Origin of the sequence: Prevotella sp. P5-50, from assembly GCF_002251295.1 — a bacterium.
GTDB lineage: Bacteria > Bacteroidota > Bacteroidia > Bacteroidales > Bacteroidaceae > Prevotella.
On the sequence record NZ_NPJA01000051.1, the window covers coordinates 186,140 to 202,814 of the forward strand.

The 16,675-nt window shown below is 47.5% G+C and carries 10 protein-coding genes; all 10 read right to left on the reverse strand.

Annotated elements, in window-relative coordinates; all coding sequences use genetic code 11:
• Positions 1 to 17 precede the first annotated feature (17 nt).
• The 10 genes from CIK88_RS11240 to CIK88_RS11285 all read right to left on the reverse strand — a co-directional run bounded on the left by CIK88_RS11240 (position 18) and on the right by CIK88_RS11285 (position 16,471).
• A complete protein-coding gene (locus CIK88_RS11240) occupies positions 18 to 1,961 on the reverse strand; it encodes a glycoside hydrolase family 97 protein (protein WP_094390152.1) in 1,944 nt (647 codons plus the stop codon).
• Between the two features lie 31 nt (positions 1,962 to 1,992).
• A complete protein-coding gene (locus CIK88_RS11245; protein ID WP_094436574.1) occupies positions 1,993 to 3,354 on the reverse strand; it encodes a glycoside hydrolase family 43 protein in 1,362 nt (453 codons plus the stop codon).
• Positions 3,355 to 3,386: 32 nt separating this feature from the next.
• The gene (locus CIK88_RS11250) at positions 3,387 to 5,771 is read right to left on the reverse strand and encodes a beta-L-arabinofuranosidase domain-containing protein (protein ID WP_254046894.1); all 2,385 of its coding nucleotides are present in this window, start codon (positions 5,769 to 5,771) and stop codon (positions 3,387 to 3,389) included.
• 23 nt (positions 5,772 to 5,794) lie between these two features.
• Positions 5,795 to 6,364, reverse strand: coding sequence for a DUF5110 domain-containing protein (locus CIK88_RS11255; protein WP_094436521.1), 570 nt, complete (start codon positions 6,362 to 6,364; stop codon positions 5,795 to 5,797).
• The gene (locus CIK88_RS11260) at positions 6,343 to 7,812 is read right to left on the reverse strand and encodes a family 43 glycosylhydrolase (RefSeq protein WP_371591582.1); all 1,470 of its coding nucleotides are present in this window, start codon (positions 7,810 to 7,812) and stop codon (positions 6,343 to 6,345) included. Before CIK88_RS11260 ends, CIK88_RS11255 begins: the two co-directional genes overlap by 22 nt.
• Positions 7,809 to 8,516 (reverse strand): acetylxylan esterase, encoded by a 708-nt coding sequence (locus CIK88_RS11265; protein ID WP_094436525.1) that lies wholly within the window; start codon positions 8,514 to 8,516, stop codon positions 7,809 to 7,811. The genes CIK88_RS11260 and CIK88_RS11265 overlap by 4 nt, the downstream gene beginning before the upstream one ends.
• A 13-nt stretch (positions 8,517 to 8,529) precedes the next feature.
• Positions 8,530 to 11,130: a xylan 1,4-beta-xylosidase gene (xyl3A, locus tag CIK88_RS11270; protein ID WP_094436527.1), complete on the reverse strand. Its 2,601-nt coding sequence runs from the start codon at positions 11,128 to 11,130 to the stop codon at positions 8,530 to 8,532.
• 18 nt (positions 11,131 to 11,148) lie between these two features.
• The gene (locus CIK88_RS11275) at positions 11,149 to 13,677 is read right to left on the reverse strand and encodes a glycosyl hydrolase family 8 (protein WP_094436529.1); all 2,529 of its coding nucleotides are present in this window, start codon (positions 13,675 to 13,677) and stop codon (positions 11,149 to 11,151) included.
• Positions 13,678 to 13,913: 236 nt separating this feature from the next.
• Complete coding sequence (locus tag CIK88_RS11280) at positions 13,914 to 15,323, reverse strand: PD40 domain-containing protein (protein WP_094390159.1); 1,410 nt, start codon at positions 15,321 to 15,323, stop codon at positions 13,914 to 13,916.
• Positions 15,320 to 16,471 (reverse strand): DUF6057 family protein, encoded by a 1,152-nt coding sequence (locus CIK88_RS11285; RefSeq protein ID WP_094390160.1) that lies wholly within the window; start codon positions 16,469 to 16,471, stop codon positions 15,320 to 15,322. Before CIK88_RS11285 ends, CIK88_RS11280 begins: the two co-directional genes overlap by 4 nt.
• Positions 16,472 to 16,675: the final 204 nt, after the last annotated feature.

A 16,675-nucleotide genomic window follows, 5' to 3' on the forward strand; every position in this document is an offset into this window, starting at 1 on the left:
TTGCTACAGTAGAATGATTATTCGCACACCACCAGTCCACCATTACACGGAATGGTAACATCAAGCAGTTGCTTCTTCGACAGCTTCACCGTCTTCACCGCGCCTTCAAGAGCTGCATTGTCGGCATAGACCTTAAGCGCTGATCCTGCGGCAAACATCGGCACGGCAAGTTTGAGTTTCAGCGGTTCACGTTGCGCATTGATGCCAGCCACCATCCATCTGTCTCCACAGCGCCGAGCCACGACGATATATTTTCCAGGGTAGCCCGCTATGAATTTCACATCGTCCCATGTGGTAGGCACATTCTTCATAAACTCCACCGCCCATGCTGGAGCATCGGTCATATTGTTGGGAGCAAGGGCAAAATGTTGCACCGCACTCTGAAAGAGCACCGCTGTAGCAAGGGCAAACACATCAGATGTACGGCGTTTCGTACCATGTTTGTTGTCGGCGCCATAGAACTTATTGAGGGCGCTGCCACCAAAATCCATAGAACCTACCGCGTTGCGGAGGAAGGGATGGAGGGTCGCATTGCGAGCCTCATTGTCACACATATACTGCGAGAAGTGGAGATTCTCACTTGCCAACACCGCTTCAGCAGCCACAAAGTTAGGATACATGCGTTCCCAACCACGGGGCAAGGTGCAGCCGTGGAAGATACACTCAATGCCGAAATCGTTGGCATCGGTCAAGATATCTTCATAGAGTTGCATCATCTCCTGCTTATCGCCACCGAAGAAATCGACTTTGATTCCACGAATGCCAATCTTCTGCATCCATGCCATCTCCTTGCGACGAATGCCTGATTTAGCCATTTTTCCATGAGGCCCTTGTGGTGCATCGTTCCAATAACCATTAGAGTTGTACCACAAGAAGAGGTCAACACCCTTTGTTTTGCCGTAGCGCGCCAGATCTTCAATCTTCTCATAACCGATCTGGCTGTCCCAATGGGCATCTACCAATACCGTCTGCCATCCCATAGCAGCAGAGAAATCGATATATTCTTTCTGCTCATCGTAGTTGCAAGAATTGTCCATACGGATAATCCATGACCATGATCCCTTGCTGCCTTCATAGGTTTTTGATGCGGGATATTTCTCTTCAACAACATCGAAGGGGATAGTTGTCTCGACAATGGGAGCCAGTGTGCTACCCAAAGTGATGGTGCGCCAAGGTGTTTTGCCCGGCAAGGTGATACCAGCAAAGGTAGAGCCGAGACCGTTCATCTCGCCCTCCTGTGGAAATCCTATCTGATAGGAGCCATCGTCATGCCCCATCAAGCGACAAGCACAATAGTCGCCATCGGTGCCAGTCTCTGAGATAAGCAACCATCCGTCATTGCCATTGCGAAACAGACAAGGAAAGGTATATCCCGTTTTGCTCAGTCGAGTGCCTACAGGAACATCAAGATCATAGTTGGTTTCATAGCTGGGAGCAGTACGCGCAAAACCTGTCATTGGAGCCATCTGCGGACAGAGAAACGATGTAGCTCCTTGTGGCATAGCAAACGAAGTAGCTTCTTGTTTAATCACACAGCAACGAGTGTCGCCATGGCTTTGCAACAAGTAGCGAAAAGCTACATCGTTGTTTCCCACATGGAACTCTACATCAAATACGGCCTTTTCGTTTTTTGAGAAGGTAAAAACCTGGCGATGGGCATCAACATCGACTTTGCTTTTTTTGATGCGAGACAGCGAATAACTCTCCTTGATGGTTGTCACATCAGAAGCATTAGTCATAGTCAGACCATGAGTATAATCACCAACATTGGTATTGAGACCAAGTGCCGATGGTTGTAAAAACACCTTGCCATCATAGTTAATTTGATAACTGGGACAGCCTTGTTTATCGGATACGGTAACAACCAAACGTCCATCAGGACTGGTCAACTGCTTTTCTTCTGCTTGTGCTGAAAGGGCAATGAGCGAAAATGCCATCATGCCCAAAATATACTGTTTCATTGTTGTTAATTAGTTTTAATGATATGAATTGTTATTTATCGAACTTCCACCAGTCAAAGTTAAAGAGATTTTTCTTCTGAATGGATGTGCTCTTAAATACGAAATAGACATCGCGTACACCATTACACTGAGTCACATCAGTGATAAACTCCCGATACTTAAACTTGGTATTGGGAATATCTATGGCTCCTGCCAATGAACCATCTACTGCATCGAGACGAATTTCCATTCTGCCACCATACAACTGCGACGAGCAAGAAGCATGAAACTTGAGGGCACCCTTCTTGCCGAAATCAATACCGCGCACGAGGATATACTCGCCATCATCGATATCGGTAACGAAAAGCGTCTCATTCCATGGTCCTGAAGGATTCTCACGTGTAGTTTTCAATCCATAGCCCCACGCCATGGTTTCAGCCTCAACACGACAATAAGGATTAAAGGTGCCTATCTGTTCCAACTTACAATCTTGGAAATAAGGCAGTTCCTTGATAGTACCGTCGGCATTATAGGTCATCTCGGCTGCCGATACAGAACGGCGCTCAGCATGTCGAGAACTCTCAAGGCGGAATAGGTCATACGTCAGACCAAAACAATACGACTTGCCTTTATAGTCGATAATACCTGGATGATTGCCACGTGTACGTGGAGTATGATCCATAATATGTCCCATATGTTTCCAAGGTCCAGTAGGCGATTTACTCATGGCATAGCCGATACCTTCAGGGCAACAGGTAGATGCAAAAGCGAGATAATACCATTTCTCTCCCTTATCATTCTTTCTTGCCCAAAACCACGGTCCTTCTTGGTAATCATCAATACGATCCATAGTCATAATATCACCATCGATGGAAATCATGTCCTCTTTGAGTTTCACACAATAGGTATAGGGATTGCCCCAATACATATAAGCCTGTCCGTCATCGTCGATATAAACCGACGGATCAATGTCGTACCAATGTTCCTGACGCCAAACCAGAGGATGACCCAATGGATCTTTAAATGGTCCATAGGGTGAATCGGACACAAGTACACCGATACCATGTCCATGAATGGGACAGTACATATACCATTTGCCATTGCGTTCTACCACACATTCGGCCCATGCACCATTGTCCCCCTTATACCAAGGAAAATCTTTCAACGATGCTACAACACCATGATCTTGCCAATTAACCATATCTGTAGAGGTATAGAGCAACCAGTCTTTCATCATAAATCCCTCTGAATAATCTTCATCGTGGGTGGTGTATAGATAAACGGTATCACCATGAACATACGGTGCAGGGTCTGCCGTATACTTGGTCTGGATGATTGGCATATTGATGGATTGTGCCCACAAAGACACTCCAGACATACCAGACAGTAAGGCTGTCAACAAAAGATGTTTCATCATGTTCTTCAATTTATAGTTATTGTCTCGTATTATTTTAACAGTCGGACACCATAAATCTGTCCTATCTGACGGTCTTTATGCGCCACAAAGCGAATACGAATCTCATTCTTTCCTTGCAACATAGCAGAGGGGATGGCATAGTCAACCGTCTTAAACTGGCTAGTACGCCAACGATGGCTGTTGTTTACACTACAGAGAAGTTGGTCATCAACATAGATATCAAACTCGCTGGTACGCCATTCATCCTGTCCCCAGAAGGTGAGTTGCAAACTCAGAGACGACTCACCGCCAGTCTGCATCAGATAACTGAATGAGTGTCCGTTACGAGCATCACGGAAGAACACTCCTTCGGTATTGCCACGTTCACTGCCATCAGTTTCCATGCGATGATCAGTTTCTGGTTGCTGTTCTCCAGGACTCACCTTGTCAACAGTGCGTGTCTCAAGCGCCTGACGGGCTTGTTCCTTATCGGCAAGATCTTGCATATAAGCCTTATATTCGTGTTCTCCAAGCGCCAACCAATACATCATATAGCGTGAATCGTGAATTTCAAAGAATGGTTGTAATTCGCCATCAATAGCATTCTCCATACGGGTGGCCAATTTGAAATGTAGGGGTTTGCCTGCTACTGGACGCAAATCAGCAACAATATCCTCTACTTTTTTAGGCAAAAGGATAGGTGCTTTATCAAGCGGAAGCTTACGTCCACCAGCATACTGACCGAAACGGCTATCGTCGGCAAGTAGTGAAGCAAGATCTTCTGTGCCAGTCTTCATTCCTAATAGAATAGGACCATACATGATTGCCACATACTGTGGCACATTTGGCATGGCCTTGATACTAGCATGCATGGGCATGGATATCTCAATACGGTCACCTTTTTTCCACTTGCGTTGGATACATACAAAACCATTTTCCTCCTTACTATTAATAGTAAATCCTACTCCTCTCACCTCAAAACGGTCGCACCATTCAGGTTTGCGAATCTTCATAGTGAATACACCTTTGCCTTTCTCTACTACAATTTGCGACGTTTCACTATAAGGGAAAGCGGTTTCCTGTCGGATAACGAAACTACGCTCACGCCAGTTCAACCGCGAATGAAGGAAAAGATTGACATAAAGGGCATCGTCGGCAGGCTTGGCTCCTTTGGTATGAGTCCATGCAAATTGTCCATACTTACCATGATTCTCCATACCTGTTCCCACACAACACCACATGGCCATATTAGCAACAGAATAGTTACGATAATGACGAGGACGAGCCGATGTAAAATATACATAACCTCCATGTTCTGGATGCTGGGTGGAAAGAATATGATTGTACATGGCCAATTCATAGAAGTCACCATAGGCAGCATTGGGGTTAGCACGGTTCAAGAACTCGGTCAACTTCAACATATTATATGTATTGCACGACTCAGGACCATCAATGTCGTTGACATAATCGATGCAAGTTTCTTTGGTGGGGAAATGTTCACGACGGCTATTACCACCCAATGCTAACGAGCGCTGCTTGGTAACAATATCCCAAAAATACTGGCTGGCATCATGATAAGACAAATTGCCATCCAGTTCGGCAATACGCTGAAAACCTACAACCTTTGGTATCTGAGTATTGGCATGCAGATTATCGAGACAGTCGTGATGTTGCGCCATAGGTGTCAACAACTGTTTATGGGCGAAACGACGAGCACAGTTCAAATACTTCTGTTGATGGGTTATTGCAAAAGCATCAGCCAGCACCTCATCCATTCCTCCATGCTCATTGCCCAACATACGCTCCATCTGTTCATCACTTAAACCTGACGTGATATCAACAGCCCAGTCACAAAACTTCAAAAATAGAGTCTTGGCCTGTTCGTTTCCACAATAAAGCCAGGCATCGCGGAGTCCGGCAAACATCTTATGAAGATTATAGAAAGGTGCCCACGAACCGAAATACACACTGAAGTCACCCTTGCGAAAAGTGGACCATAGTTTCGCACTATTGGGAAATCCACCCACATAGTTACGACTCCAATCCTCACCGCGACGATTGTTGGCATCTAAACACAACTGTAACTCGCCAATCATATACTCCATACGTTTCTTACATTCCTCACTACCTGTAGCGGCATTGATAGCAAGAGCAGAGAGATAATGTCCTCCCACATGTCCATCAAGACCATCCCAGTTAGGATAGGTTGGTTTACGAGGTGCCAGTCCTGCTTCTTTACGATAGGGAGCAAGCATTCTGTCACAGTCGTATTTCAGAAGATTCGCAATATTCAAATCACGTGCATGTTTCAGCGGTCCATCAAGCAAGACAATATCGCCTAATGGAAATTCATCTTGGTAGAGTTTGTCTTGCGCCATAGTTTCAAGAGACATGGCTAAACCTACCAAAGTAATAAAAGAAGTTAGTATTTTCATATTTTTCTTTTCAAGTTGTGTTATCAATTGTTTGCCGTTAGTGTTACTATCGCTTTCTTTCCATCATAAACCACCGTTTGCTGATAGCCATCAGGCATTACAAAAGTCAGCTGACGACGCTTTACCATTTTCTTGTAACTACCTTTCCGTGCAGATATTGATAGTTGGTGATGGCTGTCGTCCCAATGTAATGTATAGGTGCCATAGCCTTTGCGCTCACAGTCATAACCGTCACCAGCATCTTCATAGATGGTAAATGTAGCATCCGCACCAGGATACACCTTTATAATATAAGGAGCATCGGGGTGTTCATCGGCATATTGCTGTGGAGCGGAGGTCAGCGACAACGTCCGTTTCCGATGCGCCACACAGACGTCAGTACCATTGCCTGTCAACTGTCCATCGGGCTGATACTGCACACGAACAATATCTGCACGCACAAACTCTACACGCAGGCGTGACGGTCCGTTTGCCACTTCCAATCTGCGGCTGAGAGCAACTGGCAATGCTACCTTTGTCGGTTGAAAGGCTATGACCGTCAGTGGGGCGGCAAGCGCCATAAGCAACACGGCTATTGTTTTCTGAAATTCCATTTAGAATTATCGCTACTGAAATCAAAGGGTGCGAGAGCGGGGGTGCAGTCGCCAAGCGAGACGAGGGCAAGGGGCTCGGAAGTGCCCGGTACTGCTTTCGGCATGATGCGATAGGTGCCGTCGGTCAACTGGTCGATGCGCCAGAGTTGGGCGTCGTCGCCAGTATATGCCATCGTTGCCACTACATCGCCATCGGCGGTTGCCGTGAGGCAGCGAGTGGTACCCGCTATACATATCTTATAATAAGGAGTTCCCAGACTGCCGCCTTTGCCCTCGGCTACGCTGACGGTCCACTGCTGATGAGGACGGAACATATAATCGTTCATACGCACTGGCACTTCTGTTTGGGGCCAACTTGCTTCTACATCAGCAAGTGTCTGTGGTGAAAGTGGCTTCAATGGTTGCTGTGGTTTAATCCAGAAAGGCACTCGCTCGGCATCCATACGTATGAAATCTACAGCCATCTCAAGCGCATAGCCACGGCGTTCAGATTCAATCTCATAGGTTCCATCGAGCAAATCGTCACCTGCAACGGGCCAGCCGTTGCGCCACAATAATGGGCGAATGGCTAATACACTACGACCACCTTGACGGAAGTCGGCCTCGTAGTGGAACGACATTTTTTCTACACCATCGGCTATCACGAAACGACCGAAATGCCCTGGGCCAGTCTTGAGATTATTGGCAGCAATCACCATCTTACCGCCACCCTGCAACATGTCGCGTCCTACGTTGTCAAGATACGGACCGGTCACGCTGCGTGAACGTCCTACCACGATGTTGTAGGTGGAGTTGGGACCGTCGCAACAGGTGCCATGGGTGCCCAACAGGTAATACCATCCGTCGCGATAGATGAGGTCGGTAGCTTCACAGTCGATGGCGATATTGACGGGCTCGTTGCCTGACATGCGCTTGCCAGTCTGCGGATCGAGTTCTACCAAACGGATAAAACCGAAATAGGTGCCGTAGCTGAGCCAGAGGCGTCCCGTGGTGGGATCAAGTAGCAGTCCGGCATCAATGGCATCACAGTCTTCATCGTCGAGCGACGATGCCACGACGACGGGGTCGGTATATTGGAAGTCGGGAGAGGTAAAATCCAGCGTTTTGTTCCACATGGTCAGCACATCGCCACGATGACTGCCGCCAAGACCTCCGCCCGTAGCACTATATGCCACAAGATAGCGATCGCCAATTTTTACAACATCGGGGGCTGCACCGCGTCCAGGACGTATGGCACCGCCTTGCCACACCCAACCATCTGCCGACCACAGGCCGCCTTCGCCTGTTCCGAAAGTGTAATATTTGCCATCACACTCGGCTATGGTCGATGGATCGTGAATAAAAGGTTCGCCCACTTGTGCGCTCGCTTGCAGAGAAGCACATGACAACAGGGCACACAAAGCACCCACAGAAATGGTTTTATTGAATATTCTTGACTTCATCGTCATTTCACATTAAGTTTAATATTACGTATTGGATTGCCTTGCGCATCAAGGAAGCGTACGCAGAAATCGCTCATGCCAGGACCATTGATGACGGCACCTACCAGATAGTTGCGGCCTTTCTTCAGTGTCAGTTTCGGTGAGACGACATCGTCGCGCACCATGCGACGGTCGCCAGAGAGCATGACTGCCTCCTTGCCACCATTGAGCCACCATATGGAAGCGCCATTAGAACCGATGGCCAGGCGCACATCGGTCATCTCTTCAGGACTGTCAATGGCTGTCACTGCCCAAAACACTACACCGTATTTCTGCTTTTCAAAAGAGGTGGCGAAACGGAAGAGTTTTACATTGAAGAGTTTGCTGTCGAGTGCATGCCATCTGAGGGTTTCCTTTCCTACCTGCTGTGTACTGCCATCTTTAGGCAGACGGAGCATGACGGTGGGAAGATAGTCGTTGTAGAACTTCTCGCGTAGATAACTATCCGTAAAGACAGTGTTAGTGCGGACTGGAGCACTGATGGGCTCTAACAACATCCACCGCTGAAGGAATCCGTCTTCGGTAGGTGCTGAAGGTGTTGCCGTGGGTAGCGTGAAGTATGGGGTAGCTGCTTCTGGCAAGACTTTCTTTTTCTGTGCCGTTACAGTACTTACGGTGAGCACGAAAGCGCAAATGCAAATCGCCCACCTACGCATATAGCTTTTCTTCATACAAATCCGTTTTTTAGATATTAACAGTTACATTGACTTTCTTCAAGTCTTTATCTGCAGAGCTATTACCATAATATACTTCATACTTGCCACCCTTAGTCCGAACGGTATTGGTGGCTGCATCAAAAAGTTCGAAGCTCTTGCTGTCAAGTGTGATTACAGCATTGGTGGTTTGGCCAGCCTTCACTGTCACACGCTGATAGGCTTTGAGCGACTTCAACGGACCATCTGCATCTGTTGGATCCTTGATATAGACCTGAATGGTCTCGGTGCCGTCTTTCTTACCCACATTGTTCACAGGAATAGTCAGCGTGACTTTTCCGTCTTTTCCGAATGAGGTAGCAGAAAGTTGCGCACTGCCGATGGTGAAGGTGGTATAGCTCAGTCCGTAGCCGAAGGGGAAGAGGGCGTCGTTCATATAACGATAGGTGCGACCCTTCATAGAATAGTCTTTGAAGTCGGGCAACTGCTTGGTGTCGCGATAGAAGGTGACGGGGAGTTTGCCACCGGGATTGTATTCACCGAAAAGTACGCGTGCAACAGCTTCACCACCTTCTTGTCCCGGATACCATGCCTGTAGGATAGCATCACAACTCTGTGACTCTGGAGTGAGTGCAATAGCCGAACCTGAGCAGTTTACAAATACTACTTTCTTTCCAGCTGCCTTCAATGCTTTCAGAAAATTGCGTTGTACGGCAGGCAGTTCGATATCGGTACGGTCACCGCCCTTGAATCCTGGTACATGGATGGGCATTTCCTCGCCTTCAAGTTGTGAAGAGATACCTCCTACAAAGACTACCGTCTGGCAGTCGTTCAACTGATTGATGGCGTCTTGATAGTCGATCGGTGTCTCATGGCCGATATTGATTTTGAGGTCGGCATTATATGTTGGCATCTCATGATAACGGATTTCTATCTTGTAAGATTTGCCTTTCTCTCCGTCAAATTCAATGCGCGACTCGGTGGTGCGCCATGTAGATTGTTGGGCTTTAAGCTCTCCGTCGAGATATACCTCATAGTGTCCGCAACCATCCACATCGAGCAATACCTTGGCGTGCTGTTGCGGGCGGAATACGGTTTCATAGACTGCAGAAAAACCGGTCAGACTGACATTGGGAGCAAAGGTATGCTGGCCGTGGGTGGTGACCTGTACGGGATTCTTCTCGTAGGTGACAGTAACGGGTTTGCCCTCACGCTCACGATTGTTCCAGAAGGTAGCCTTGAAACCTGTTTTGCCATCCATACTACACTGATTGTAATAGGATTCAAGCGTCTGGTCGTTGACCAAGTCGCAGCCCTTGAATGTTATGATTTGGCTTTTCTTTAATCGGCTCTTGATACCGTCGAGGATGGTTATGGTCTGTCGGGGTGTGCCATTGTAGTTGCCCCACATCATGGGTTCGTTGTTGGCATTAGGACCGATGACGGCTATCTTCTTCTCGTGTCTGCTGAGAGGGAGCACATTGTTGTTGTTTTGCAACAAGGTCATGGTCTGGAGCGACATTTGGAGGGAAAGGTTGCGATGTTCCTTGCTACACAATACTGAAGCAGGAATATTTGACCACGACACGATGCTGTTGTCGTCCATCTCACCCAGGTCGAAGCGACCTTCCAACAGGCGCACAACGTGTTTATCAACTTCTGCTTCGGTCAGTGCGCCATATTTCACTGCTTCTGGCACTGACTTGTACATATACTGGAAGCCACACTCTACATCGGTACCTGCCAATACTCCCTTAGCGGCAGCATTCTTTGGATTGCTCGATACCTTATGGTTATTCCAGAAGTCAGTCACGGCACCACAGTCGGACACAACGAGGTATTTGAATCCCCACTCATCGCGCAGAATGGTTTGAAGCAAACGAGTGCTTCCACAACAGGGTTCGTCGTCCCAACGCTGATAAGCGCACATCACCTCGCGCACCTTAGCATCCTGCACGAGCGACTTAAAGGCAGGCATATATGTTTCCCATAGGTCGCGCGGTGTCACATCGGTGATATTATCGGTGTGGCGAGACCACTCTGGACCGCTATGGATGGCATAGTGCTTGGCACAAGCCCATAACTTTCGGTATTTAGTATCTTCAGGACCTTGCAAGCCACGCACCACGGCGCACCCCATCATACTGGTCAGATAGGGATCTTCACCATAGGTCTCCTGACCGCGCCCCCAACGTGGATCACGGAAGATATTAACATTGGGAGTCCATACCGACAGGGCGTGAAAGCGCGTGACCTCGCCTCCCTGTTGCTGGAGTTGATTCCATTTGGCACGCATCTCGGTAGAGGTGGCATCAAACACCTTATATACCAAACCATCGTTGAACGAAGCTGCCATACCAATAGGTTCTGGGAATACGGTGACATCGCCCATGTTGGCAACGCCGTGGAGGGCTTCACTCCACCACTGGAAGCGCTTGATGCCCAAACGGGGTATGGCGGGAGAATCGTCCAGCATCAGTTGGGCTTTCTCTTCCAAAGTAAGGCGACTACACAAATCCACTGCACGCTCATGGGCAGAGAGTGACGGATTCTGATAAGGCAATTGCTGTGCCTGCAATGCTACCGGCATACTCAGTATTGCAAGGCTTAGGAGTAATGTTCTGTGGGTCATAATGTCATTTATTAGTTGTTATTTATTTTGGGGTTCTATAATTCTGTAGTTTCCGCTCAGATGCATAAAGGCGAAGAGGCGGAGCAAGCCATCATAGTAGGCATCGAAGAATCCATCGGAATATGGTTTGTTTTCCAGATTCCACAGCCGTTCTACAAATTCACGGCTTTTATTATGGGTACATACCAGCGACACTGCTGCTGCAGTTGCCACCAATCCTGTGGAATGGCGTAGTGCCTTATACTCGGTGCCTGCCTGAAGGGTGTCTTTCACCGCAGTACCATCGATGTTGTACTGATCGACATAACGGTCTATGCCTTGCGAATAGAGGAAGTTTTGGATACGATTGCCATATTGCTGTTGCCACTGGCGATCCTTGCATGCCCAACTATAATCCAAGGCTATATTCATCGGCACACGCCATGAGTCGAAACGGAAAGCATCGCCGATAATGCCACGACCGCCCATCAGTGTTCCATCGTAGTTACAATAGTCGGGATTCAGTCCGGTCACTGGATGGATGGCTTTATGGAGAAACTCACGACTCTTCTGTGCACATTCGTTCCAGAACTGCGAACGACCATCGTTAGCCCACTTTGCCCATACCTCATAGAATGCTGGCAGATGATAGGATGGGTCAGTGAAGCGTCCGCCAAACTTATCGGGTGTGAATGTGATGAGTTGGTGTTCGAGGTTGATGAGCGGTGCACTCTGATCCATACCAGCCTTTTGCATCGAACAGTTGAGGATGTACTGAGCCTCCTTCAGATAGTTGATGCCTGTATCATTGCCCCATCTGTTAGAGGCAAAAATCAGTGCAGTGACATAATAGAGTTCGCCATCGGAAGCAGGACCTTGGGCATTGCGCGTACCATCGGTTTTACAGCTCCATGCAAAATATCCCTCCAACGGGCCATGCTGATGTTGCATATATGTCTTTCCCCAACGCCAAAGGCGGTCGAAGATGTCTTTTCTATCAAACTGCACGGCAATCATCAAGCCATACGACATGCCTTCGGTACGCACATCATGATTTTTGATATCGCTGATATATGCCATCGAGTCGCCTACTTCAAAATATACTTTATCGGGACCTTCAAACACATCATGGAAGATGCTTTTGAGTTTGCGGTCTATCTCGCTCTGCGGATAACCAAGTTCAGCAAAGAGGTTACGATACTGGTGGGTGTCGAATGCGCCTTGGGTCCACGGCAGTGCGTCGAATCCTACCCAGTCAACTTCTACTGTTCCTGCGGTCTGCACGGTGAAGTGCAGGTCGTGGATGCCCAACGGAGGTGTCACTACTGGGGTAGAGGCTTGTGTCCATTGATTGCTCTTGGGCAGTTTCATCTTGGCAATGACAGTGCCTTTGGCACCATCAGCCCTAACGGTCATGGTGCCACCTTTAGGTGAACGCACACGGACGGTAAAGCGTTCTACCTTCTCTTGAGCAAAATCCACCTTATTATATATAAGGGCATTCTGCTTTCCAGAGAAGAGTGTCTTCCATCCTTTGAAGCAGTCTGTGGTGTCAAGATAGTCGATGGACACCCCTTTACTGCTGACAGACGAGTAGCGGTCTATGTCTATTCGATTGCGGGCATTGGCGATTCCTACACCACGGAGTGTGGGAACAACCTTTCGGATAGTACCATCGGCATTGAAACAGAGCGAATCGATACGCACCGAGCGGTTTTTATCAAAGCGTGGAGAATAGTCGTTATGGTGATAGAACAGATACCATTGGTTCTGATATTGTACGATAGAATGGTGGTTGGTCCAGCATCCCGTGGGCGATTCATCCATGATAATGCCCTTAAATGTAAATGGTCCCATGGGATGATCAGCCATGGCATAGGCTAAAGTCTCTGTGCCGTTTTTCTTTCTCACCCAAGGGAAGGTGAGGTAATATTTGCCATTGCGTTCAAAGGCAAAGGGTCCTTCCTTGAATCCTTCAGGCAGTCCATCTATCCGAACAGGGTCAGAAGCCAGTTCGGTCATATTGTCTTTGAGTCGTGCCATCCACAGAGCACCACCTGCATAATAGATGTAAGCCTGTCCGTCGTGGTCAATCAGCACACAGGGGTCTATGCCATGCACACCCTTGATAGGTTTCCACATCGGCATGAAAGGACCTGTGGGATGGTCTGCCACAGCCACACCGATACCGAAACCGCGTTCTTCTCCTTTGGGTGCTGCGGGAAAATAGAAGTAGTAGCGACCGTTTTTCTCTACACAGTCAGGCGCCCACATGGTATAAGAGCCATCCTGCACCCAGGGCACTTTATCTTGCGACACGATCACGCCATGGTCTTCCCAGTCGGTGAGATTGGAGGATGAGAATACGTGATAGTCTGCCATACAGAACCAATCCTTCAGTTTTTCTATTGGACTGGGAATGTCGTGCGAGGGGTAGAGATACACTCTACCATTGAAGACCCTGGCTGTGGGGTCTGCTGTGAATTGTCCTTTGATAACGGGATTTTGTGCACATACCACGGAAGCGGTTGCAACAGCCATGCCAAGCAGTAGTTTTCTACAGTTCATACAGAATAATTGTTTAGTTATTGCTGTTGCAAAATTAGGCATTTCATCGGACATTATATGTATTCTCGTGTTTCATATTGTTTTCAAATAGTATCAGATTCATGCGATATTGCGGCTTCGCGAGTTTTTCATCCTTATCGGTCAAGAATATCAAAATATTCGACCACACATCGACCAACAGTGCATATCGTGTCACCCCAAACTGCTATACATCATAGGAGAAACGGTGATGACAATCAGATACCGTCAAGCGTAACATTTACTTTACCACGCGTAAACTCCGGAATGTTATAGGATTTCATGGTTCGGAGATAATAGGCAGCATCGGATTGCGGCAAGAGAAACGGTTTGGAAACCTTGCCATCAGCATCTATATGCACGATATATGGTCGGGTATAGAGTCCGTCATCCTGTCGGCTTGCCATCACCATCCATCGTGAATTACTACTCCACGAATGGTATGACGCACGAAAATCGGGCAATATCGATACCATTTCTAATGCGGTAGTGGCATTGGCAGGTATCATCATGAGGCGTGCTTCTTTGTGCCAGATAGAGAAATTGCCATAATCGGAAAGTGTAAACACCAAGTGGCGACCATCGGGAGAGCATCGGGGAAATGATACACTCTTCTGTGTCTGACGGGCATCATAGATGACATGTACGCTATCAGCAAACTGTTTCTTCTCTGCATCAAACCCTATACTACAGAGCGAATAGTGCACCTGGTCGTAGTCATCAGGGATTTTCACGCTGTCAGCACTGCAAAAATACAAGGTTCTACCATCGGCACTCCATGACGGGAAAGTTTCAAACTTGGTTTTCGACATCAACAGCGGTGTAGTGATCAACGTATCGGCTTCAAGGTCATAGACCATGACATCGGAGGAGAAATCAAACACCTCTATTCTGTTTCGGTCAGTAGTATGAAACATCTGCTTGGTATCGTTCTGCGAAAAAGCAATAAAGCGACCGCTTTGATGCCATGAAGGATAGACCAACGACTTCGGCGTGACGAGTTTGCGCAATCGTGCCTTACCGTTTTTCATATAGGTTCCAGCATGGTTAAGGCGCAGATGAAACATGAGTTGTTCAGGATTGTAATTACAGAACGAGTGGCAGTTCATGCAACCTTTATCCGTTTGGCGGTTGGTTATGATAGCTTCCTCGTCATAGTTTTCCACACTACGCTGGTATATGCCCATCTCATTCCATACTTCATAACCAGGTTCGATGAGTCTATAAACCAATGTGTTGTCGATGGAATCGGGCGAAATATTCATCTTAAAGGCATCATACTCCACCCATTTACCATTTTTCTCTCCCTGAATGGTCACTGTTATCACATGTGAGGCTTCCACCAATTTATGCCAATCGGCTTCCGATATGCAGATGCCATCAGTGTCATCGCTGCCCACGATTATCGTTTCTGAACCTGAACTAAATACGGCTTGCACAGACTCCAAGGCATTCGCACTGTCGTTCAGAGCAAAGGTTGGAGCGGAGATATTCACCGGAAGCAGCACATCGGCGTAGTCAGGGAACAGTGGTGCAGACTGACGCAACGGTTCTGCCTCTTGTCTGTGGAGCGTACAAGCAGCCAGAACAAATGCCAACAGCATAACAAACAATATTTTCTTGATCATTTTCGGTTTCCTCCTTTCAGTTTTTTATAGGCATCGGCAAAGTATTTCTGTTGCGTCAACCGATATTCAGGAAATTCATCACAAAGGCTCACAAATTGTTGATTGTAGTGTGCAAGCAGATAGAGCGCACCCAAATACTGGAGCGTGGTGCGACATTGCACCGTTCCACGTGTCTGTCGAGCCACATGCAACAGATCGTCGTCAAGGCCTTTAATACCGGAAAAACGATTATCGGTAATCAGGCATCGGCGCTTCACGCCATATTCCGCATCCTTCGCTACGGCATCATCATGATAGAGGAATCGCCTTTGCGACATAGCCCATGTCTTATAATAAACAGTCTTTTCTAACCATCGGATGTATTTCTCTGCCACAGCATATTGCCCATAGATGATGTTGGTCTGTACCAGTCGCATCAGCAGGCGCGGTGAGAAATCATTCTTTTTCTCATTCAGTTCGAAGGCATAACGCTGCGATTGGGCGATATGTCCCATAGAGTAATAGATGTCGCTGAGCAAGACTGCGAAGTCTTCGTTCTGTATGGCATCGATATAAACAGATCGGATATCAATACATGGTTCGTCGTAGAGACACTGACCGAGCAATCCTTTCTCGGCAAGTGCCATATTCAGAAAGTTCTGTGTCAACAGATTGGTCACTCTCCCACCCTCATCACAACGGGCAATGATGCCATCCCAATCCTGCTTTCGCACCATATTACTCATTTCAATATATTGGGTTTGCTGCTGGCCTGCTGGGGTAAAACGGGCTGTTAGTGCCGACAAGCCATTGGGGCTTATCAACGCCAACAAGCCCATGCTCGCAAGCCATGAGGGTACAAGTGACAGGTACAGCCATCCAGACTTTTTGCAGAATAGGCGGATAATGACCATTGCCAATACAGCCACCAACAATGCTACAATCATTGTCATAAGGATGCCGATGATAGAATGAGCAAAATATTGCAGGAAGAATTGGCGCACCACCTCTCCCACTCCATATTGATAGAGTGCATACGACAGATAGTGACTGTCCCAATAGAACGTAGTCCACCCCTCTGCATAGTTCAGTATCGGAACACACAGAGCAAAGAGCGACACATGAAGTGCCACGTTCAGCACCAATATCAACAGTACGGTTTTCTTCATTTATAGTTTCTAACCCACAAAGTTACATATTTTTCCACACATACCCAAACTATTACGGCAAAATATTCGCATCATCATCCTGACCGTTTAATCCATATCTTTCGGCAGACCACGGGTGATGGATGTGATAGACAAAAGGCTCATAGCAGTCAGATAGATATTAAAGAAATCGCCACGCCCCATGATGGAGCGTGGCGAGATATG